The 21,782-nt window shown below is 71.7% G+C and carries 15 protein-coding genes; 5 read left to right on the top strand and 10 right to left on the bottom strand.

The genetic code is table 11. The features are described from left to right. Positions 1 to 92: 92 nt before the first annotated feature. The 4 genes from MXD95_RS20645 to MXD95_RS20630 all read right to left on the bottom strand — a co-directional run bounded on the left by MXD95_RS20645 (position 93) and on the right by MXD95_RS20630 (position 5,768). On the bottom strand, positions 93 to 860 hold the full coding sequence (locus MXD95_RS20645; protein ID WP_250642328.1) for an SDR family NAD(P)-dependent oxidoreductase: 768 nt from the start codon (positions 858 to 860) through the stop codon (positions 93 to 95). Further along, positions 860 to 2,326 carry an aldehyde dehydrogenase family protein gene (locus tag MXD95_RS20640; protein ID WP_250642327.1) on the bottom strand — a complete coding sequence of 489 codons (1,467 nt, stop codon included), beginning with the start codon at positions 2,324 to 2,326 and terminating at the stop codon, positions 860 to 862. The genes MXD95_RS20645 and MXD95_RS20640 overlap by 1 nt, the downstream gene beginning before the upstream one ends. 113 nt (positions 2,327 to 2,439) lie before the next feature. Further along, complete coding sequence (locus tag MXD95_RS20635; RefSeq protein WP_250642326.1) at positions 2,440 to 4,770, bottom strand: CoA transferase; 2,331 nt, start codon at positions 4,768 to 4,770, stop codon at positions 2,440 to 2,442. Continuing rightward, positions 4,767 to 5,768, bottom strand: coding sequence for an LLM class flavin-dependent oxidoreductase (locus MXD95_RS20630; protein WP_250642325.1), 1,002 nt, complete (start codon positions 5,766 to 5,768; stop codon positions 4,767 to 4,769). Before MXD95_RS20630 ends, MXD95_RS20635 begins: the two co-directional genes overlap by 4 nt. Positions 5,769 to 6,235: 467 nt before the next feature. Here MXD95_RS20630 and MXD95_RS20625 point away from each other — a divergent pair, with 467 nt between their 5' ends. From MXD95_RS20625 to MXD95_RS20610, 4 genes are all read left to right on the top strand, one after another. Beyond that, a complete protein-coding gene (locus tag MXD95_RS20625) occupies positions 6,236 to 7,480 on the top strand; it encodes a cytochrome P450 (RefSeq protein ID WP_250642324.1) in 1,245 nt (414 codons plus the stop codon). Continuing rightward, on the top strand, positions 7,477 to 10,047 hold the full coding sequence (locus MXD95_RS20620; RefSeq protein ID WP_250642323.1) for a CoA transferase: 2,571 nt from the start codon (positions 7,477 to 7,479) through the stop codon (positions 10,045 to 10,047). Before MXD95_RS20625 ends, MXD95_RS20620 begins: the two co-directional genes overlap by 4 nt. A 691-nt stretch (positions 10,048 to 10,738) precedes the next feature. Beyond that, complete coding sequence (locus MXD95_RS20615; RefSeq protein ID WP_250642322.1) at positions 10,739 to 11,893, top strand: thiolase family protein; 1,155 nt, start codon at positions 10,739 to 10,741, stop codon at positions 11,891 to 11,893. Between the two features lies 1 nt (position 11,894). Then, entirely contained in the window at positions 11,895 to 13,271 is a 1,377-nt protein-coding gene (locus MXD95_RS20610; protein ID WP_250642321.1) for an NADP-dependent succinic semialdehyde dehydrogenase, read from the top strand. 157 nt (positions 13,272 to 13,428) lie between these two features. Here the strand turns inward: MXD95_RS20610 and MXD95_RS20605 are convergent, their stop codons facing one another. The 3 genes from MXD95_RS20605 to MXD95_RS20595 form a co-directional block, all read right to left on the bottom strand. Further along, positions 13,429 to 14,103: a TetR/AcrR family transcriptional regulator gene (locus MXD95_RS20605; RefSeq protein WP_251078734.1), complete on the bottom strand. Its 675-nt coding sequence runs from the start codon at positions 14,101 to 14,103 to the stop codon at positions 13,429 to 13,431. Between the two features lie 101 nt (positions 14,104 to 14,204). After that, on the bottom strand, positions 14,205 to 14,393 hold the full coding sequence (locus MXD95_RS20600) for a ferredoxin (RefSeq protein WP_250642319.1): 189 nt from the start codon (positions 14,391 to 14,393) through the stop codon (positions 14,205 to 14,207). 123 nt (positions 14,394 to 14,516) lie between these two features. After that, positions 14,517 to 15,332, bottom strand: coding sequence for an SDR family NAD(P)-dependent oxidoreductase (locus tag MXD95_RS20595; protein ID WP_250642318.1), 816 nt, complete (start codon positions 15,330 to 15,332; stop codon positions 14,517 to 14,519). 371 nt (positions 15,333 to 15,703) lie between these two features. Between MXD95_RS20595 and MXD95_RS20590 the strand changes: the two genes are divergently transcribed. Continuing rightward, entirely contained in the window at positions 15,704 to 16,801 is a 1,098-nt protein-coding gene (locus MXD95_RS20590) for a Zn-dependent alcohol dehydrogenase (protein ID WP_250642317.1), read from the top strand. Positions 16,802 to 17,199: 398 nt separating this feature from the next. Here the strand turns inward: MXD95_RS20590 and MXD95_RS20585 are convergent, their stop codons facing one another. From MXD95_RS20585 to MXD95_RS20575, 3 genes are all read right to left on the bottom strand, one after another. Beyond that, on the bottom strand, positions 17,200 to 18,384 hold the full coding sequence (locus tag MXD95_RS20585) for a cytochrome P450 (protein WP_285223697.1): 1,185 nt from the start codon (positions 18,382 to 18,384) through the stop codon (positions 17,200 to 17,202). A 214-nt stretch (positions 18,385 to 18,598) separates the two neighbouring features. Beyond that, positions 18,599 to 20,044 (bottom strand): aldehyde dehydrogenase family protein, encoded by a 1,446-nt coding sequence (locus tag MXD95_RS20580; protein WP_250642329.1) that lies wholly within the window; start codon positions 20,042 to 20,044, stop codon positions 18,599 to 18,601. A gap of 56 nt (positions 20,045 to 20,100) precedes the next feature. Then, positions 20,101 to 21,609 (bottom strand): aldehyde dehydrogenase, encoded by a 1,509-nt coding sequence (locus MXD95_RS20575; protein ID WP_250642315.1) that lies wholly within the window; start codon positions 21,607 to 21,609, stop codon positions 20,101 to 20,103. Positions 21,610 to 21,782 lie beyond the last annotated feature (173 nt).

Here is a 21,782-nt window from a genome sequence, read left to right as displayed (position 1 = left end):
CCCCCCCCCCCCCCCCCCCCCCCCCCCCCCCCCCCCCCCCCCCCCCCCCCCCCCCCCCCCCCCCCCCCCCCCCCCACAGCGATCTGGGTGGGCTAACCAGCGGTCCAGCCGCCGTCGACGACGAGGGAGGAGCCGGTGATGTACGAGGCGTCGTCGGAGGCGAGGAAGGCGGCCACGGCGGCGATCTCGTCGGGGTGGCCGGGCCGGTTCAGGGCGGATTTCGAGGCGGCCCGGGCGACCGACTCGGGAAACTTCTCCTCGCCCATGAGCGTCATTCCGGTGGGATAGACGAAGCCGGGCACGAGGGAATTGACCCGAATGTTGGCCTCGCCCCATTCGCGGGCCGCGGCGCGGGTCATCGCGAGGATTCCGGCCTTGGACGCTCCGTAGACCGAGGTCGTCGGCGACGACACCAGGGCGCCGACCGACGACCAGTTGATGATCGAGCCGCCTCCGCTGGCCACCATCGCCGGAATCGCGTACTTCATGCCGAGGAAGACGCTCTTGAGGTTGATCGACATCAGCCGGTCGTAGTCGTCCTCGTCGACGTCCGGAATGCGCGCCTGCGCGATGCCGGCGGCGCCGACGACGTTGCACAGGATGTCGAGGCGGCCGTGCCGCTCGGTGGTCTGGGCGACGACGGCCTGCCACTGCTCGGCGTTGGTGGCATCGGCGTTCGCGGGCTCGATGAGGTCCGGGAGCTCCGCCGCGGTGTCCTTCTGCGCGCCACTGACGTCGACGGCGACGACGTGGGCACCCTCGCGGGCCAGGCGCAGCGCGGTCGAGCGCCCCTGCCCGATCCCGGCCCCCGTCACCACGGCGACCTTGCCCGCGAGCCTGGTGCCGTCCAGCGTGGCCATCAGCAGATCCCCACGGTCTTGACGCGCTGGAACTCGGCCAGTCCCTCGGGACCGCCCTCCTTGCCGTAGCCGGACAGGCCGATGCCGCCGAAGGGCCGGTTGACCTGGAGGTTCGGCGCGCCGTTGATCATCGTGGCGCCGGCGTCGAGCCGTTCGGCCACGCGGTGGGCCCGGTGCAGGTCCTTGGTCTGGATGTAGGACGACAGGCCGTACGGGGTGGAGTTGGCGATCCTGATCGCCTCGTCCTCGGTGTCGAACGGCATCACCACGAGCACCGGGCCGAAGACCTCGCTCTGGGCGATCTCCAGGGCCGGGTCGACGTCGGCGAAGACGGTGGGCTGCAGGTAGTAGCCGCCGGCGAGCCCGCCGTCGGTGACCCGGTGGCCACCGTGCAGCAGCCGGGCGCCGTCCCGCTCGGCCCGCTCGATCAGCCCGAGGATGCGCTCGACCGCGGCCGCGTTGATGACCGGGCCGATGTCGGTGTCGGTGTCGAACGGGTCGCCGACCCGGATGTTCTTCGCGATCTCGGTGACCCGTTCCAGGGCCTCGTCGTACAGGGAGCGGTGCACGATCATGCGGGTCGGGAAGCCGCAGCCCTGGCCGGCCATGGTGCCCAGCACCCGCATGGTGTTCCACCGGGCCGCCGCCTCGATGTCCGCGTCCTCGAAGATCAGGCTCGCGGACTTGCCGCCGAGCTCGAGCACGGCGGGCTTCATCTGCGCCGCGCAGGCCTTGAGGATCGCCGTCGCCGTGGTCGGGCCGCCGGTGAAGGAGATCTTCTTGACCAGGGGGTGCTCGACGAGGCGCGCGCCCGACTCGGCCGAGCCGGACAGGATGTTGACCACGCCGGGTGGGAACCCGGCCTCCTCGACCAGGTCGGCGAACAGCTCCGCCGCGTACGGCGTGAGCTCCGAGGGCTTCACGATCACCGTGTTGCCGGCGGCGAGTGCCGGCGGGATCTTCATGGTCAGCGACGTCAGCGGCCCGTTCCAGGTGATGATGATGCCGATGATGCCGTAGGGCTGGGCGAGGGTGTAGCTGAACTCGCCGTCCGGGCCGAACGACGAAGCGACCCGCCCGGAGATCTTGTCGGCGAGGCCGGCGTAGTACCTCGTCCACTCCACCGCCCCCCCGACGAGCGCCGGCGCGGTGCCGATCGGCGTGCCGTTGTCCAGGATCGCGCGGCGGGTGAACTCGTCCGCGTTCGCCTCGATCAGGTCCGAGAGCCGGAGCAGTAACCGGCGCCGCTCGGCCGGCCGGGTGTCCCGCCAGCGCAGGAACGCCTCCTGCGCGACCTGCACCGCGTGGTCCACGTCCGCCGGCCCGGCCAGCGGAATGGTGGAGTCGACCTGCCCGGTGGCCGGGTCGATGTGGTCGAACGTCCCGGCCGTGCCGGTGGCGATGCGTTCGTGGCCGATGCGCAGGTGCACCGGTGGTCGTGTCCTGTCGAGCCCGGCACTGGCCATCGTCGCCTCCCATGGTGACGCGCAGAGAAAGTTGATCAGTTTCCCTGGAACCGTAATTTAGTAAACGTTCGCTCTGTATGGCAAGGAGTGGCCAGGCCCCCGCGCCTGCCCGGCTAGAGCTGGCGGACGGTCTTCGTGGCGAGCAGATCGTCGATGTCCGCGACGGGCAGGCCCAGCTCGGCGAGCACTTCCACGCTGTGCTCGCCGATGCCCGGAAGCATCAGCGCCGGACCGCCGTCGGCCGCCGGGCCGTAGCGGGCCAGCGGCCCGATCTGCTCGAAGTGGCCCCAGTCGGCCACCTGGTAGGCCACCACCCGGCCGAGCTGGCGGTTGACGGGGTCGTCGAGCGTGCGGCGCCGGAAGGCGTCCCGGTCCAGCGGGTCGACCGGTTCGACCAGCAGGCCCGCGGCCCGCAGCCGGGCCGCCCAGTGCGCCGCCGACGCGGTGGCGAACAGCTGCTCGAGCACGGTCTCGGCCTGGCGGGCCTGCGCGTCGTGCGCCCCGCCGCGCAGCGGTGCGTAGGCCGCGGGCAGGCCCTCGGCGCCCGGCAGCGCCCGCAGCCGCGACCAGGCCGCCTCGTCCGCCAGCACGAGCGCGAACCAGCCACCGTCGCCGCCCTGGTAGAGGCGGTAGCCGGGGCCGTAGCCGGTCTGTGCGCCGTCCAGCGTCGGCCCGCGGACACAGTCGCCGTCGCGCAGGAACACCCCGCTCTGCACCAGGAGCCCCGCTCCGAGCAGGCTGGTGTCCACCCGCTGGCCCCGACCGGTACGCGCCCGGGCGTACAGCCCGGCCAGGATGCCGGCGGCGGCCACCCAGCCGCCGGTCACGTCGAGCGGGATCCAGGTGGGCGCGATCGGCTGGTTGCCCGCGCCGCCGACGGCGCGTTCCAGGCCGGTCAGCGCCTGCATCAGCGCGTCGTTGCCCGGCTGCCGCGCCCGCGGCCCGCGCGGGCCGAAGGCGCTGGCGTGACAGTAGACGGCGCTCGGATTGAGCCGCGCGACGGTGGCCGCGTCGATCCGCAGCCGCTCGGCCACCCCGACCCGGAAGTTGTGCAGCACGACGTCCGCCCACCGGATCAGTCGCTCGACGACCGGGCGGGCCGCCGCGGCGCCGATGTCGATCGCCAGGCTGCGCTTGCCACGCTGGCAGGCTGCCACGGCGTAGGCGGCGGCGCGCATGGCCTCCCCCTCGGGGGGCTCCACCTTGATCACGTCGGCACCGAGGTCGGCGAGCACCTGCGCGGCGAGCGGCCCGGCCACGAACGCCGAGAAATCCAGCACCCGGATGTCCCCGAGTAACCCGCGCCTCGGCGCGCCGCGCCCTCGGCCACCGGACGTCGCCGGGTCAGGCGCGAGCGGCTCGACGGCGATGGGGGTGGTTAGCAGGATGTCCTGGTGGCCGTCCCGGGAGCGGGTGGTGACCAGGCCGTTGTCGGCCAGGTGCGGGTCGGACAGGGCGTCACCGGGGCCGAGCACCGGTTCGCAGGCCACTCCCGCCTGTCGCAGCCGGGCGATCCAGACGTCCCGGGGGAGCAGGGCGAACGGGGCCTGCCAGCGGCGGGCGCGGGCGCCGAGGCGGCCGGTCACCTGATCCTGGTAGTAGCCTTCGGTGCTGGGTTCGTCGCCGAGGGCGTCGATGAGACGCTGGTACATTCCCTTGCCGCCGAACCAGATCTGGATCAGCTCACCATCGGCGCAGCGGTAGAGGAAGTTCGGGAAGGTCGAGCCCTTCTCCCAGTAGCCCTCGATCGCCGGGGCCGCCCGCTCGGAGCGCCCGATCATGCAGCCGAGGGTGGCGAGCATCCCGTCGTAGAGCGAGGTCTCCGCCCAGCCGCCGGTCCCGGGCGCGGTCTGGACTCGGCCGCCGGTCTCGGTCCTGGTTTCGGCCGATGTCTCGGCTTCGGTCTCGGCTCGGCGGCGCAGCAGGGCCAGAGCGGAGGTGACGAGCAGGAAGGCGGTGCCGATGCCGGCGGCGCGGGCGTCGACCAGGATCGGCCCCGGCCGGTGGCCGGCAAGCTGACTGCAGAAGCCGGCGCGCGCCTCCACCAGCAGGCCGTAGTCCGCGACGACGCCGGACCCGGTGCGGCTGGGCCGGCAGCGCGCATACACCAGCCGGGGATTGCGGCGACAGACGTCCAGATAACCGAGCCCGCGGGCCTCGACCAGCTCCTCGTCGCCGTGGACGACCGCGACGTCGGCCGCATCGAGCAGGGCGAGCACGGCGCCCGGATCGTCCGCCACGACGATGCGCTTGTCCCGGTGCCAGGCCTGGCCCCAGGGGACCTCCGCGTCGATGCCCGGGCTGGTGCTCCCGACGACCCGGACCACCTCGGCGCCCAGATCCGCGAAGATCATGCCGGGCAGGCCGCCGGCGAGCCCCAGTCCCAGCTCGCTGGTTCCCACGGCGACCTCGACGACCCGCAGGCCCGCGCCGGGGCGGGTCATGAGGAGGTCGTGCTGGCGGCGGCCGCCGCCGCGGCGGGAACGGGAACGCCGGCGGCGGGCAGGGTCAGCCGGGGCAGCACCTCCTCGGCGGCGAGGGTGACCACCTCGATGGTGTTCTCGTGCGCCGCCGGCGAGATGATGATGTGGCGTACCCCGGCGTCGACGTACTTCTGCAGGCGGGCCGCCACCTGCTCCGGCGTGCCGGCGGGGGCGATCCGGTCGAGCAGGTCGGCGGACTTGTCGCCGTAGGCGTTGCCGAGGAACGACGCCACGTCGGCCCGGGCCCGGTCGCCGTCGCGGCGGATGGAGGTGTAGACGTACATCATCCACTCGAAGCCGGCCAGGTCCCGGCCGATCGTCGCGGCCTCGGCGCGGATCGTGTCCACCGAGCGGGCGTAGGCGTTCGGGGAGACCAGGTAGGGCATCCAGCCGTCGCCATGGCGGGCGGCGCGGCGCATCGCGGGCTCCTTGCGCCCGGAGACCAGCAGTGGCGGCCCGCCCGGGCTCATCCGCACCTCCTCGGCGCCGGGTGGGATGACGGGCTGCAGCCGCACCTCGTCGAGGTCGAAGAACCGGCCGTGATGGGTGACGGGCTCGCCCTGCCAGAGTGCGCGCAGCAGCGGCATCGCCTCGTTGGTGCGTGCGCCGCGCTCGGCGATGGGCACGCCGACCGCCTTGAACTCGTGCGGGAACTCGCCACCGACACCCACACCGACGCTCACCCGCCCGCCGGACCAGGAATCGAGGTCGGCGAGCTGCTTGGCGATGATCACCGGGTGGTAGAGCGGGAGCACGAGAATCGCCGAGCCCACCCGGACCCGCTCGGTCCAGGCCGTCATCAGCGACAGCCGGGTGATCGCCTCGCCGGTCGGATGGTGGGGCAGGATGTGCCCGCCCTGCCAGACGGATTCGATCGGCAGGCGCTCCGCGGCGGCGAGCCAGTCCCGGTCCGGTTCCGGAAGAGCCGCCGCGCCGAGGATGATGCGATCGCCAGACAAGCGGGACTCCTTTGCGGAACGGCCGAGGCACTGCGAACGGCTGAGCGCCTGCGAACGGCGGGGGGCTTGCCAACGGCTGAGGGCTTGCCAACGGCGGGGCGCGGGCTGAGGCTGCTTCGTCGTCGGCTGCATCGTCGTCGCCACAGGGTTGGCCGACGGCGGGCCCAAATGACCAAGATTGTCGGCTTGGTGCAGGTTTGGCACCGGTACAGAGTGAGCGTACACTCTTCTAGTTGGGTTAGCCACCGCCTCGTGGGGTGGGCTGGCGGGCATGCGTGACCGGGGTGTCGAGCGGGGCCCGCTCAGATGGGCGCGCATCGCCTGATGTGGCGCGGCGGCGACGATAGTGGGATGTTCCGGGAGCCGGCGGGCGGCGTCTACCCTAAATAAACGAATGTTTACTTGTATTTCCAGGGTGAGCGGGCACGCCTCCGAGGCGGCCAGCCACGGACGAGCGCGAGGTTGAGATGGACACGACGGCAGTGCCCTCCTGCCCAGTCAGTGACGAGTGGATCAAGCACCATTTCGACCACCTTTCCCCCGAGCTCGCGCGGGATCTGCATCCCATCCTCGCCCGCGCGCGCGAAGAGTCCCCGGTGCTGCACAGCGATCAGTACGGCGGGTTCTGGGTGGTCACCGGCTACGAGAACGTCCTGCGGATCGCGCAGGACTGGCAGACGTTCAGCTCGGAGCTCGGTATCACGGTCCCGAACGTCGGCGAACAGATGAAGATCTTCCCAGTGACGATCGACCCGCCGTTGCAGCGCGAGTTCCGGCGCCTGATCAACTCCTACTTCCGGCCGGCGGTCGTCGCCGAGTGGGAGGATGAGACCCGCGTCCTGGTCAACCAGCTCATCGACGGTTTCATCGAGCGCGGCGAGTGCGACTTCATGGCGGACTTCGCCCGTCCGCTGCCGGGCCTGGCCTTCTTCGACCTGGCCCTGCACGCGCCCGCCGAGGACTTGGAGCAGGTCAACGAGTGGGCCACGATGGCCTCGCAGACCCACCTGCCCGACTATCAGGACTACATCATGCAGCTCGCCGTCTGGATCGCGGGCTTCGTCGAGAAGCGGCGGGAGACCGGCCCGCGCGGCGACGTCGTCGACGCCATCCTCGACGCCGAGATCGATGGCCGCCCGATCACCATCGAGGAGGCGATCGGCACGATCCACCTGCTGATCCTCGGCGGACTGGAGACCACCGCCGGCGTCCTCGGGATGGCGATGCAGCGGTTCTGCGCCCACCCGGAGATCCCCGCGGCGCTGCGCAAGCGCCCCGAGCTCATCCCGAACGCGGTCGAGGAACTCCTGCGGATGGACGGGTCGTTCATCTGCATCGGCCGCACCGCCCGGCACGACGCCGAGGTCGCCGGTCACCAGATCAAGGCCGGCGAGCAGGTGATGGTCTACTGGGCCGGCGCCAACCGGGACGCGGACGAGTTCGACGACCCGGAGACGTTCGACGCCGAGCGGGTCCGCAACCGGCACATCGCCTTCGGCGCTGGTCCGCACCGCTGCGCCGGCTCCAACCTGGCCCGGATGAACCTGCGGATCGCGATCGAGGAGGTCCTGCGCCGCCTCGAGGACCTCGAGCTGCAGCCAGACGCGCAGGTCGATTTCCTGTCCACCTTCAACCGGGCGCCGCTGTCGGTTCCGATCACCTTCACCCCCGGCCCGCGGGTCGGCGCGGTGCTGCCCAGCCCGAGCGTGTGAGCGGCCCGGGCCGCGAGGCGGCATCCGGCGGCGGCTCGTCGGCTCCACTGGCCGGTCTGCGGGTCGTCGAGGTCGCCTTCGGGATCAGTGCGGTCGGCGCCGGGCTCGCCGCGGGTCTGCCCGGCGCGCTGCTGCGCGACTTCGGCGCGCGGGTGTGCCGTGTGCAGTCGGCCCGGCGCTCCACTCTGGACGCCGGGATCGCCTTCGACACGGTCTGGCAGCGGGGCAAGGAGATCGTCGCGGTCGACGAGTTCGGCGCGGACGGTCCGGCAACCGTCGCCGAACTCGCCCGCTCGGCGGATGTCGTGTTCTTGGCGGGGCCGGAGGAGACCCTCGAGCGGCGCGGCCTCGGCGCGCCCGATCTGCTGCGGGACAACCCGCGTCTGGTCGCGGTGCGGATCCGGCCGAGCCGGGACGCGCGGGGCCCCGTAGGCGACCTGGAACTGCTTCTCGGTGCCCGAACCGGCCTGCTCACCCAGATCCGTGGCCACCGGTCCGGCCCGACGTTCGCCGACCTCACCGTCGCCGCCGCGGGCGCCGGGCTCGCCGCCACCGTCGGCGCGCTCGCCGGCCTCTACGAGCGGGAGTCGACCGGGCGCGGCGGCTGGGCGGAGACCTCCCTCGCCGACGGCCTGCGCGCGATCCTCCCGATGATCATCGGACGGGTGGAGCACCCGTCCCCGTCGACCACTCTGCTCTGGACGGAGCAGGGGCCGTCGGAAAGCCTTGCCTACCGGTGCGCCGACGGCGAGTACCTGCAGCTCTGGTTCGGCGCCAAGGGCGCCTACGAGGCGTTCCTCGAGCACATGCACGAGCCGCCCAGCGAGAAGGGCTACAACGACGACCTGGTCAGCGGCACCATGGCCGAGCGGGGGCAGCGGTGGGCCGCGACGTTCGCCACCCGGGACCGCTCCTTCTGGCTCGAGGACCTCGCCGGGGCCGCCTTCCGCTGCGAGCCGGTGCTGCGCCCCGGAGAGGCCCTGCGCGACGAGCACGTCCGCGAGATCGGGCTGAGCTCCACCTTCGACGACCCACGCCACGGCCAGGTCACCGCGCTTGGCCGAGTCGGACTCGTCGCCCCCGCCCCCGCGTCTGCCATCGCCCCTGCCGTCACGTCCGCCGTCGCGCCTGGGGCCGGCCCGGACGACAGCTCGGTATCGTCCGCGTTCGGGCTTGCCGACAGCGCATCGTCGTCGGTGTCCACGGCCGGGTCTGGGTCCGTCGAGGGTGCGCCGTCGTCCGGGTCCGGGGCCGTCGACGGGTCGGCGTCGCCCTCGGCCGGGTGGGCCCGTGACGGTCGGCTGCTCGCGGGCGTCCGGGTACTCGACCTGTCCGCCTACCTGGCCGGGCCGATCACCACCCAGATCCTGGCGGAACTGGGCGCCGATGTCGTCAAGGTCGAGCCGCTCACCGGTGACGTGCACCGCTACATGGAGCCGATGTTCGCCGCCGGACAGCGCGGCAAGCGGGCCGTCGCGCTGGACCTGAAGGCCCCCGACGTGGCGGAGGTGCTGAATGGGCTGTTCCGCTGGAGCGACGTCGTCCATCACAACTCGCGGGTGGGACTGGCCGAACGGCTCGGGTACGGCGAGGCCACCGTGCGCGCGGCGAACCCCTCGGTCGTGTACAGCCACGCCAGCGGCTTCGGCGCGTCCGGCCCCCGGGCCCGACTGGCCGCCAATGACCATCTGATGCAGGCGTTGTCCGGCGTCGAGGCCGCCCAGGGCGGTGCCGGGCGTCCGCCCACCTTCCTGGTGTGGGGGGCGATCGACGTCACCAGCGGCTGGCTGTCGGCCTGTGCCGTGCTTGCCGGCCTGTACGCCCGCCGCCGTGCGGCCGTCCCCGCGACGGGCGCGGCCACGTTTGCCGCAGGCGCCGGCCCAAGCGCAGGAGGGGGTGCAGGCCCGGGCCAGTCGGTCACCGCGTCGCTGCTGGGTGCCGCCCTGATGCTGAAGTCCGGGGCCTTCGTGGCTGACGGCACGGTGGTGGCCGGTCCGGTGCTGGACGCCGAGCAGACCGGCTATGGCGCGGCGTACCGGATCTACCAGGCCGGCGATGACGCCTGGTTCGCGCTGGCCGTTCCCGATACCGCGAGCTGGACGCGGCTGCGCGAGGCGGTGCCGGTGGCCGGCCTGCCGGGGGATCCTCCGCCGCTGCGGACCGACCCGGCCGGCACGCCGCAGGCGGCCGAGATCCTGCTGGCCGACGCGTTCCGGGCCGAGCCGGCCGCGGTCTGGGTGGCCCGGCTGCGCGCCGCCGACGTGCCGGTCGAGCCGGTGCGCGAGACCGACCGCAGCGGCTTCGTGGCGGGCCTCGTCGACGACCCGGTCACCCGACAACTCGGGGCGGTTGCCTCGTTCGACTGGGGTGCCCGCGGCCGCCTCGACCAGCCCGGTTTCCCACTGCGGTTCGGGCCGCTTCCGGTCGCCGAGGCGCCCCGCGCGATCCCCGGCCTGGGGGAGCACACAGCGCAGGTGCTGACCGCCGTCGGTTTCGACGCCAAGCGGCTCGCCGCCCTGGCCGCCGCCGGCGTCCTCGCGACTGCGAGCCCGAAGGCCCGTTCCTAGCCGCCGTCGCCGTTGGTCTGTCTCCCCGCCAGTCTTCAACTGGCTGGCGCGCCCATATCTGCCGCGCCTGTCTATCTTCCGGATCGGCAACGCGCCTTCGTGACTCCCCGTAGGAGCATGTTGACGCGAAGTGGCTCCGAGTGCTGTGGGTGACGATCTTCGGGGCCTGGCGCCGGCCTGGTGTCCGACGGGAGGGGTAAATGGCCGGGATGTGTCCGGTAGCCGGCCGGTCCGTGTTCCTTCTACAGTGACGAATCGGTATAAAACGACCTCCGCAACCCTGTAGAGCGAACATGCTTCTCCGTCCATCCCACACGGGCGGACAAATCGGGCAAGTCGCGGTGTTTGCGATGGGTGACAGCCGGGGTCCGGTGATGAGTGCGCCGGGAGTGGGTGGCGAGCGAGTGGGCGGGTCGGTGGGTGGCGGGTTGGTGGGGCGGGGGGCGAGGGGGCGGGGGCTGGCGAGTCGGCGGGTCCGGGTGGGCGGGTGCGGTGGGGGTGGTGGCTTCTGCTCTCGGACGGATGGCCGGTCGGCGCAAGAGAGTGTACGTTTACTTATGTATGGCGGCCATGCTGAACGGGGCGGACACGCCCTGTCCGCCAGGCGGTCTGCGCGGGTGGCCTCGACCGCGATGTCGTGGCAGGGCCACGACCCACAGACGAATCCGTATCCAGACCAGGAGCGCCTCTCATGCGTGACGCGGTGATCGTGGAAGCTGTCCGGACGCCGGTCGGCAAGCGTAACGGCGGCCTGTCGGGCGTGCACCCGACGGACCTGTCGGCCCATGTGCTGAGCCGCCTCGTCGAGCGCGCCGGGGTGGACCCGGCGCTGGTGGAGGACGTGGTGTGGGGCTGCGTCGGGCAGGTGGGCGAGCAGACGTTCGACATCGGCCGCAACGCCGCGCTCGGCGCCGGCTTTCCCGAGACCGTCGCCGGTGTGACCATCGACCGGCAGTGCGGATCCTCCCAGCAGTCGGTGCACTTCGCCGCCGCGGGGCTCATCGCCGGGCACTACGATGTGGTCATCGCCGGTGGTGTCGAGTCGATGTCCCGGGTGCCGATGGGATCGTCCCTGCAGGACAAGGTGCCGTTCGGCGAGCGCTACCTGGCCCGCTATGACGGCGTGTTCCCCAACCAGGGCGTCGGCGCCGAGATGATCGCGCAGAGGTGGGGGCTGTCGCGGACCCGCCTGGACGAGTTCGCGGTCGCCTCGCACGAGAAGGCGGCCGCGGCGCAGGATTCCGGGCAGTTCGACGCGCAGATCGCGCCGGTCACCCTGGCCGACGGCACGGTGGTGAGCCGGGACGAGGGCATCCGCCGCGGGGGCACGGTGGAGGGCCTGGCGGGGCTCAGGACGGTGTTCCGCTCGGTGGAGGACGGGGGAGTGATCACCGCGGCGAACTCCTCCCAGATCTCCGACGGTTCGTCCGCGCTGCTGCTGACGACCAGTGAGAAGGCCGCGGAGCTGGGGCTGACCCCGCTGGCCCGGGTGCACACGGCGACGGTCGCCGGGACCGACCCGGTGATCATGCTGACGGCGCCGATCCCGGCGACCCAGAAGGCGCTGGCGAGGTCCGGGCTGCGGCTCGACGAGATCGGCGTGTTCGAGGTCAACGAGGCATTCGCCTCGGTCCCGCTCGCCTGGCTGGCCGACATCGGCGCCGATCCGAAGGCGATGAACCCCAACGGGGGCGCGATCGCGCTCGGCCATCCGCTCGGCGGCTCCGGTACCCGGCTGATGACGACGATGATCTACCACATGCGCGACCACGGGATCCGCTACGGACTGCAGACCATGTGCGAGGGTGGCGGCCAGGCCAACGCCACGATCCTGGAGCTGCTCTGACATGGCGATCGCAAGCGTCAACCCGGCGACCGGGGCCGTCCTGAAGAGCTTCGACCCGCTGTCCGCCGAGGAGATCGAGCGCCGGCTCGCCCGCGCGGCGGCGACGTTCTCGACCTGGCGGCGCACCACGTTCGCCGAGCGGGCCGCGCTGATGCGCGCGGCGGCGGACCTGCTCGATGCCGAACGGCGCGACATCGCGGTGACGATGACCTCCGAGATGGGCAAGACCCTTGCCTCCGCGCAGGCCGAGGCGGCCAAGTGCGCCGCGGGGATGCGCTTCTACGCCGATCGGGCGGCGGGGTTCCTCGCCGACGAGCCGATCGCCGAGCCGTCCGACGTTGGCGCGAGCCGGGCGTTGGTCCGTTATCAGCCGATCGGCGCCGTACTCGCCGTGATGCCGTGGAACTTCCCGTTGTGGCAGGTGATGCGGTTCGCGGCGCCCGCGCTGATGGCGGGCAACGTCGGCCTGCTCAAGCATGCCTCGAACGTGCCGCAGTGCGCGCTCTACCTGGAGGATCTGTTTCTGCGGGCCGGGTTCCCGGCCGGTGCCTTCCAGACTCTGCTGATCAGCGCGGGCCAGGTGGAGTCGGTGCTGCGTGACCCGCGGGTCGCCGCCGCCACCGTCACCGGCAGCGAACCGGCCGGCCAGTCGGTCGCGTCGATCTGCGGCGACGAGATCAAGAAGACGGTGCTGGAGCTCGGCGGCAGTGACCCGTTCGTCGTCATGCCGTCCGCCGACCTGGAGCGGGCTGCCGCGGTGGCGGTGACGGCCCGATGCCAGAACAACGGCCAGTCCTGCATCGCCGCCAAGCGTTTCATCATCCACGAGGACGTGTACGACGAGTTCACCCGGCTGTTCACCGAGCGGCTGGCGGCGTTGACGGTCGGCGATCCGATGGTCGAGGGCACCGACATCGGGCCGATCGCCACCGAGCAGGGGCGCGTCGACCTGGAGGAACTGCTCGCCGACGCGGTCGCCAAGGGCGCCACCGTGCTCTGCGGCGGGACGTCTCCGGACGGCCCTGGCTGGTTCTTCCCGCCGACGGCCGTGGCGGACGTGACCCCCGCCATGCGGCTGCATCTCGAGGAGGCGTTCGGCCCGCTCGCCACGCTCTACCGGGTGCCCGACCTCGACGCCGCCCTGGCGGTCGCCAACGCCACCTCCTTCGGTCTCGGCTCGAACGCCTGGACCACCGACCCGGACGAGCAGGAGCGTTTCGCCGACGAGCTGGTCGCCGGCGCCGTCTTTCTCAACGGCATGACGGCCTCTCACCCGCAGTTGCCGTTCGGTGGCGTGCGCCGCTCGGGTTACGGCCGCGAGCTCAGCGCGATCGGCATCCGGGAGTTCTGTAACCAGAAGACCATCTGGGTGGGTTGAGCGGTCTGATCTGCCCGGAAACTGATCTGCCCGGAAAATCAGCGTACGGACAGATCCGCTGGCTAATGCGGCGGCGGGTGGACCTGGCGGCCGGGGTGATGAATCTTTCCATAACCTGAACGGCGGGCCGATCGGCCCGCCAGCCGGCCGGCTCCGGTCACCGCCGTCGGCGGGTCGGTTCGATAGTGGGAAAAAACCCCTTCACAGTGCCCTCGCTGACCAGCGTGACGGCGCGGTCCCGGTTGAAAAGGTCGTTGTGCCGGCTTTCCAGCGCCATGATCAGAGCCGTGCCCATCACGGCGCGGGCGGAGACGTCCGGCGACTCGAACTCGAATCCGTAGCGATCCTCCACCTCGCGCCAGGCCTCGGCGAGACGGTCCATCGCCACCGTGAAGTGCGAGCGGTAGAACCGGCGCGCGACCCGGGGGTCGCCGAAGAGCACGAGGCCCAGCAGGGGGAGGATCTCCTCCAGCGTCGAGATGAGCTGGCGGTACAGGCCCTTCAACGTCTGTAGCTGGCGCTCGGGAGTGAGCGGTTCATCGAGATCCACGACCTTGGTCGCGGCGACCAGGTCGTCCACCGCCTGCCGCAACGGTTCGACGATGGCCTCGTAGAACAGCTGGTCCTTGCTCTCGAAGTGGCGGTAGATCACTCCTTCGCTGATCCCGCCGTGTTCGGCGATCTGTTTGATTGTCGTGCCGGCCACATCGCCATTCTCAATGAACGCCTGCCGGGCGGCCGCCAGGATGGAGGTCTTACGCGCCTCGGCGGTGAGCCGGCGTTGCCGGGGCGGGGGCTCGGATGCGGAAGAACGAACCACGTGCTCTGTCATCGATCCTCCAGGCCACCATGGTCCGCAGCCTAAGTGAGTGTACGCTAGCCACCTTCTCCGGATCTTGACGTCAAGCTCGAAACGGCAGGGGCTTTCCGTTCTCAGGCGAGGACGATGGCGCGTTCGGGGCAGTTGTCGGCGGCTTCCTTGACCTTTTCTTCGTGTCCCGGCTCGACGTCCGGGACAGCCACGAACCCGTGCCCCTCGTCATCGAGCGAGAAGACCTCTGGGCAGATCTCCCAGCACCGGGCGTGCCCCTGACAGAGGTCCGGGTCGACTAAGGCCTTCACGTGCTTGCCCCTCTCTCGGTGGTGTCACGGTCGTCGTGTCTTGGTCGTCGTGTCCTGGTTGTGGACGGGAGCCGCCTGGCATCGCGCCGGTTCTCGGCCGCGGGGGAGCCGCGGGCGGCGAGCTCAGAACGTGGCGGACAGCGCCCAGGGCCCGTCCGGGAAGGGCCGGCCCAGCAGCTCCATGCTGTAGGCGATCCGCCCGGTGATGCTGCCGGGCTGGCCACCGCACAGCACGAGGGCTGCCTGCGCCATCGCGTCGTCGGGCTCCACCGGGGCGCTGTCGGGAGTATGCGGGGAGACCACGGCGACGCCCGGCGTCATGACCAGGCCCGCGGTACCAAGTGCGTTGACGCTCACTCCGGTGCCCTCAAGCTCGGCCGCGAGGCCAGTGCTGAGCCGGTCGATGGCGGACTTGCACATGCCATAGGGTACGCAGCCGTCACGCGACCACTCCGGGTAGGGCGGTCCCAGTGGATGCCGCGCCTGTTTCGAGGTGATGTTGAGGATCCAGCCGCGGCCGCGCTCGACCATCCCGGGCGTCACCAGCTGGCAGAGCCGGAACGGAGTGTGCACCATCATCTGGAACATCAACCCGTAGCGCCGGGGGGTGACCTCCAGCGCCGGTCCGTAGAAGTTGACGCCCGCGTTGTTGACCAGGGTGTCGATCGGCCCGACCTCGGCCTCCACCCGGGAGACGATGGTCTCGACCTCGTCCGGCACGGTGAGGTCGGCCTGCACTCCGACGGCCTGGCCGCCCTTGGCGTGGATCCGCTCCACCACCTCCGCGATCGAGCCGGGCAGCCGTGAGGTGCCGGCGGTCAGGGTCCGCGCGACGAGAGCGACCGTCGCGCCCTCGGCCGCGAACAGCTCGGCGATGTGCTGACCGATGCCGCGGCTCGCACCGGTGATGATCGCTGTGCGGCCATCCAGTGATCCCACGAGATCCTCACGATCTGCTTGGTCGACCTGCACGGTCGGCGCTCCGGTCGATCGGCGCGCCCCGGCTGGGTCGACGCCGGCACCACCGGCGAGGGCTCATTCTAACACCAGCGGAGTAATTACCTACTTTCAACGGGGGGCGAGCAGCCCGCGTGTGGCAGACCGCGACGGACGGGCCTGCGTACCGCGTCGCGCCACCGTCGGCGAGGTGCGGCCGCGGTCGGTCGGTCGGGCGCGGGTGGACCGTGCCGGGATCCAGGCATCTCTTGAGAAGTGAGCGATCACTGAGCTAGTCTCGCCGAGACCTGTCCGCATACGACCTACCCGCATACGACGTGCACGGAGCGAAACACCCGCAGAGAGGCCCGCAGATGAAGGTCGCCGTCGCCTATGAGCCTGGCAAGCCGCTCGTCCTGGAAGACCTCGAGGTTCCCCCGCTCGGGCCGCGGGATGTGCTCGTGCGCGTCGCCGCCAGCGGCATCTGCCACACGGACCTCAACGTCATCGAGGGGCACTCCCCGCTGCCGCTGCCGACCGTGCCGGGCCACGAGGCCTGCGGTGAGGCCGTGGAGGTCGGCGCCGAAGTACGCCGGGTCCGGGTCGGACAGCGGGTGCTCGCCTCGGTCTCACCGGCCTGCGGCGCCTGCTGGTGGTGCACCAACGGGATGTCCAACCACTGCGAGCGGGGCCCCGCCATCCTGGCCGCCGGCCGCTTCCAGCTCGGCGACGGCCGCCTGGCGACGGCGGTCTGCGGCTGCGGGTCGTTCGCCGAACTGATGGTCGTCGATGAGGCGACGGTGGTGGCGGTGGAGACCGACCTGCCCGACGAGGAGCTCGCCCTGCTTGGCTGCGGGGTGACCACCGGGGTCGGGGCGGCACTCAACACGGCCGGCGTCACCCCTGGCTCGAGCGTGGCGGTGATCGGCTGCGGTGGGGTCGGACAGTCCGTCATCCAGGGTGCGCGCATCGCCGGCGCGTCCACGATCATCGCTATCGACCTGTCGGCGGCCCGACGCGAGTCCGCCCGCGCGGCGGGCGCCACCCACGAGATCGACCCGGCGCAGGGCGACCCGCTCGAGCAGGTGCGCGCGCTGAGCGCCGGGCGCGGCGTGGACTACGGCTTCGAGGCCGTCGGGCAGCCGAAGCTGATGGCCCAGGCGTTCGCGATGACCCGGCCGGAGGGCACGGTCACGCTGGTCGGCATGCCCGCGGTGGGCGACACCATCACCCTGCCGGCGATCCCCGCGGTCTTCTCGGGCAAGCGCCTGGTGGGCTCGCCGGTCGGCGGTTCGCAGATCCTGCGCGACTTCCCGCGCTTCCTGCGCCTGGCGGAGGCCGGCCAGCTGGACCTGCGCTCGATGGTCTCGCGACGGATCACCCTCGACGAGGTCAACGACGGCATCGACCGGCTCCGGGCCGCCGACGGCACCCGGATCGTCATCGTCCCACCATCGGCCGCCGCCGAGTAGGACTTTGTCAGGTGGCTCCTGCTGCCTGACTGACCCGCCCGTCATCCGGGCCGTGACCGAACGCGCCCTCTCGGATGTGTGGGGTGATGGTCGGCGCTCTCGGTGACGGATCAGGGGACGTCCGCCGGGGTCCCGGGGACTGCGGCGGACGCGTGGTCCTTCTGGTGGGGCAAATCGGACACGAAACCGGTAGGTACGACCACGGTCACCGTTTCCCACGCAGAGAACCGACAAAAACGACAAACGGCGTCGTGCCGATGCGTGACGGCCGCGCTGGTGGAAGAACGCCGCCCGGATAGGGAACCGTCGGGGACGCGCGTCGTCGGTGGGGCGGGTCGTCGGTGGGGCGGGCCGTTAGTTAGAAGGGCGGGTCGTCGAGAAGGGCGGCGCCGGATCCGTCAGTCCCGCGCCGGGGTGAACGTGATGGGCAGGGTGCGAGGGGCGCGGGTGAGGGTGTTGTGGAAGTGGATGTCAGCGTCGTCGGCGAGGCGGACATCGTCGAGCCGGCGGACGAGTTCCTCCAGTGCGATCCGCATGTTCTGCCGCGCGACGTTGGATCCGATGCAGCGGTGCGGCCCGGCCCCGAAGGCGAGGTGCCGGTTCTTCGCCCGCTCGGGGTCGAAGTCGTCCGGTGCGTCGAACTCCTGCTCGTCGCGCCCGGCGGAGGCCCAGTAGAGCAGGACCTTGTCGCCCGCGCGGATCTGGTTGCCGCCGAGTTCGACGTCCCGGGTCGCGGTGCGGCCGATGGCGATGAACGGGCTGTCGAGCCGTAACAGTTCCTCGACCGCCTTCGGGATCAGGTCGGGGCGGGCCCGCAGCCGCGCCGGGATCTCGGGGGACCGGCAGAACCGGTGCATGATCAGGCCCAGGGCGCCGGCGGTGGTCTCCAGCCCGCCGAGGATGAGTAGCTGGACGATGCCGATGATCTCCTGCTCGGTGAGGGGACGACCCTCGAAGGTGGAGGTGAGCACGGCGTCGACGACGTCCCCGCGCGGCGGCTGGCCGCGGCGGCGGGCCACGAAGTCCGTGATCCACGCGGCGAGGCCGGCCCAGGCCGCCCCGGCCTCGGGATCATTGGGGATCGACGACGTCGAGGCCAGCCGGGCCACCTCGTCGAGATCCTCGACGGGCGCGGCGAGGGCGAGCTCGAAGAACGTCAGGCTCGGCAGCGGCCGGGCGAAGTCGTTCATGAACTCGCAGGACCCGCGTTCGAGGAAGGCGTCGATGAGACGGGTGACCTGCGCGCGCACGAGTGGCTGCCAGCCGGCGATCGCCTGCGGCGTGAAGTGCGTGTTGATCAGACGTTTGTAGACACGCTGCTCGGGCGGGTCGACCTCGACCGGGATGTTGCGGATGTGCGAGCGGGTCGGCGGGATGTTGAGCCCCTGCGTCGAGGTGAACGTCTCCCAGTCCTGGGCTACGCGCAGCACGTCGGAGTACCGGGAGACGACCCAGAACCCGCCGTGCTGCCCGCTGTGCGCCACCGGGCAGACCGAGCGCATCCGGGCCAGCGTCTCGTGCAGGACGGGGGCCAGCCGCGGGGAGAGATGGTCGAAGTCGCCGCTGATCCACGCGTCGGGCATCGGTGCCGCCGCCGGTACCGACGCTGACGCCGGATGCGGGCACGTACCCGCGGCAGCGATCGGGCCGGATGCCGGACCCGGGTCCGGCGAGGGGTCCGGAACGGGGGACGGGGCTGGGGACGGATGGGCGGGTGAGGGGGGCATCGCTCCAGGTCCTCTCCGGTCAGCGTGCGGTACCGGTCAGCGTGCGGTGCGGCCCAGGCCGACGGGTCCGTCAGGCGGTGTTGATCCAGATCGACTTGACGTTGAGGTAGCCGCTGAGGGACTCCTCGCCCATCTCCCGGCCCCAGCCGCTGGACTTGTAGCCGCCGAACGGCACGGCCGGGTCCATGAGCAGGAAGGAGTTCACCCATACGGTGCCGGCGCGCATCCGTGCCGCCAGCCGGTGCGCCCGGCCGACGTCGCGGGTCCACAGGCCGCCGGAGAGGCCGAACTCGCTGTCGTTGGCGCGCGCCGTCACCTCGTCGAACGAGTCGAAGGGCAGCACGGTGGCCACCGGGCCGAAGATCTCCTCCCGGGCGACGCGCATCTCGTCCCGCACATCGGCGAGCACGGTGGGCTCGACGAAATAGCCCTTGGCCAGCTCGCCGTCGGTGAGCCGGCGCCCGCCGGCGGTGGTCCGGGCGCCCTCCTCGCGGCCCAGGTCGCAGTACCCGGTGACCCGTTCGAGCTGCTCGGCGGAGACCACCGGGCCGATCGTGGTGGTCGGGTCCAGGCTGTTGCCGACCTTGAGGCCGCGCGCGAAGGCGGAAAGACGCTCGACGAACTCGTCGTAGATCGGCCGCTCCACGTAGATGCGGGTGCCGGCACAGCAGATCTGGCCGGAGTTGCTGAACACGGCCATCGCGGCGCCGGGAACGGCCTTGTCCAGGTCGGCGTCGGCGAACACGACGTCCGGCGACTTGCCGCCGAGTTCCAGGGTGACCCGCTTGAGGTTGCCGGCGGACGCCCGCACGATGTGCTTGCCGACCGCGGTCGACCCGGTGAAGGCGACCTTGTCGACGCCGTCGTGCTCGGTGAGCGCCGCGCCGACCGTCTCCCCGAAGCCGGTCACGATGTTCACGACGCCGGCTGGAACGCCGGCCTCCAGCAGCAGCTCGCCGATGCGGATGGCGGTGAGGCTCGCCTCCTCGGCCGGCTTGAGCACCATCGTGCAGCCGGTGGCGAGCACGGGGGCGATCTTCCAGATCGCGTTGCTGATCGGCCGGTTCCACGGGACGATCGCCGCGACCACACCGACCGGTTCCCGCACCGTGTAGGAGAAGATCTCCCCGGGGATCGAGTTCGGGATCGTCTCGCCGTGGATCTTCGTGGCCAGGCCCGCGTAGTAGCGCAGGACACTGGCCTCCCAGGTCGACCTGCGGGGGCTCCTGCGCGGCTTGCCGATCGGGTAGCCCATGTCGAGCGTCTCGAGCAGGCGCAGCTCGTCCTGGTGCTCGTCGAGCTGGTCGGCGACGGCCAGCAGCAGGTCCTGGCGGTGCCGCGGCAGCATCCGCGGCCACGGGCCGGACTCGAAGGCCGCGCGGGCCGCCGCCACCGCGCGGTCGGCGTCCACGGAGCTGCCCTCGGCCACCTGTGCGATCACCTCGCCGGTGGACGGGTTGATGCTGGGAAAGGTCCGCCCGTCCGCGGCCGGCACCCACTCGCCGCCGATCAGCATCCGCCGCGGCTGCGGGAACGGCAGCACCGGCAGGTCGAGGGTGGCCGCGGTCGTCGTCACCGGGTCTCCTTCGCCTGGTCGGCCAGAGGCAGGGCAGCGGGCCCGTCCAGGAGCGCGCCCGGAAGGCCGATGCTGCGGGGCTCCAGGAACTGGGCCAGCCCCTCGGGGCCGAGCTCCCGGCCAAGGCCCGACTCCCCGAACCCACCGAAGGGCACCAGCGGGAACGGGATGTTGGCGCCGTTCACCGAGACGCTGCCGGTGCGGATCTGCCGGGCGAGGGCGAGGGCGCGCGCCGGGTCGGCGCTCCACACCCCGCCGGACAGGCCGTACCGCGAGTCGTTCGCGATCCGCACGGCCTCGGCGTCGCTGTCGTAGGGGATGAAGCTCAGCACCGGCCCGAAGATCTCCTCGCGGGCGACGCGCATGCCGTTGTCGACATCGCCGAGGATCGTCGGCGGCACGTACCAGCCCCGGGGCAGATGCGCGGGCCGGGCGCCGCCGGCCACGATCCGCGCCCCGTCGACGACGGCGCCGTGGATGAAGTCCTCCACCCGGGCCCGTTGGCGCTCGGCGACCAGCGGGCCGACCACGGTCGTCGGGTCGTGCGGATCGCCGTACGGTACCGCCCGCGCCACGTCGCCGGCCGCCGCGAGCGCCTCGGCGTAGTGGGCGCGGGCCACCAGGATCCGGGTGTTCGCGCCGCAGACCTGGCCGGACAGGTGCATCCCGCCCCGGACGACGGCGGGGATGGCCACGGCGAGGTCGACGTCGTCGAGCAGGACCGAGGCGGACTTGCCGCCGAGCTCGAGGGAGACCCGCTTCACCTGGTCCCCACACAGGCTCATGATCTTCTTGCCGGCCGCGGTCGATCCGGTGAAGGCGACCTTGTCGGTGCCAGGATGGGTGACCAGGTGCTCGCCGACCTCGCGACCGCCGGGGACGAGGTTGATCACCCCGGCCGGAACGCCCGCCTCGGCCAGTGCCTCGGCGAGCAGGTAGTTGCTCAGCGGGGCCTCGGGCGGTGGTTTGAGTACGACGGTGCATCCGGCGGCCAGCGCCGGGGCGATCTTCCAGGCGGCGAGCGTCACCGGCGCGTTCCACGGGACGATCGCGGCGACGACGCCGACCGGCTCCTGGGTCACCAGGGCCCCGGCGGCACCGGAGCGGACCAGCCGCTCGAACGCGTACGTGCGGATCAGCTCGGCGTAGTAGTCGAAGACCGGGGCCACCAGGGCCGTCTGGGCGGGTCTGGCCTGGCTGCTGGCAACGCCCATCTCGTCGACGGTGACGCCGGCGATGTCCTGCTCGACCTTGCGCAGCGCGGCGGCCGCGCGGTGCAGGATGTCGGCCCGCTCGCCGACGCCCAGCCGCGGCCACGGGCCGTCGTCGAACGCGGTGCGGGCGGCGGCCACGGCCCGGTCGATGTCCGCGGTGGTGGCCACCGGGACCGCTCCGACCTGTTGCTCGGTCGAGGGTGAGATGACCGGTAACTCCACCGTGCCGGCCGGTTCGACCCACGCGCCGTCGATGTAGAACGTCCGCCGATACATCAGCTGGTCGCTCACGTCGCCTCCCTGGGACGCTCGCCGGTTTCCGTGACCCTAACAGTGAGAGCGAACGCTCGCTACTGGTCAGCCGGGCGCCCAGCGATGGCCCCCAGCGCAGTCTCATGGACGTATGCGAACGCTTACTTGCTAAGCCTGGGACCTGGCACTATGGTGGTTCTCGTCACATCCCG

The sequence above is a fragment of the Frankia sp. AiPa1 genome (assembly GCF_023243075.1).
In the GTDB taxonomy this organism is placed as follows: domain Bacteria; phylum Actinomycetota; class Actinomycetes; order Frankiales; family Frankiaceae; genus Frankia.
Note: the sequence above shows the minus strand (reverse complement) of the source record. Positions and strands in the feature narration are given on the sequence as shown.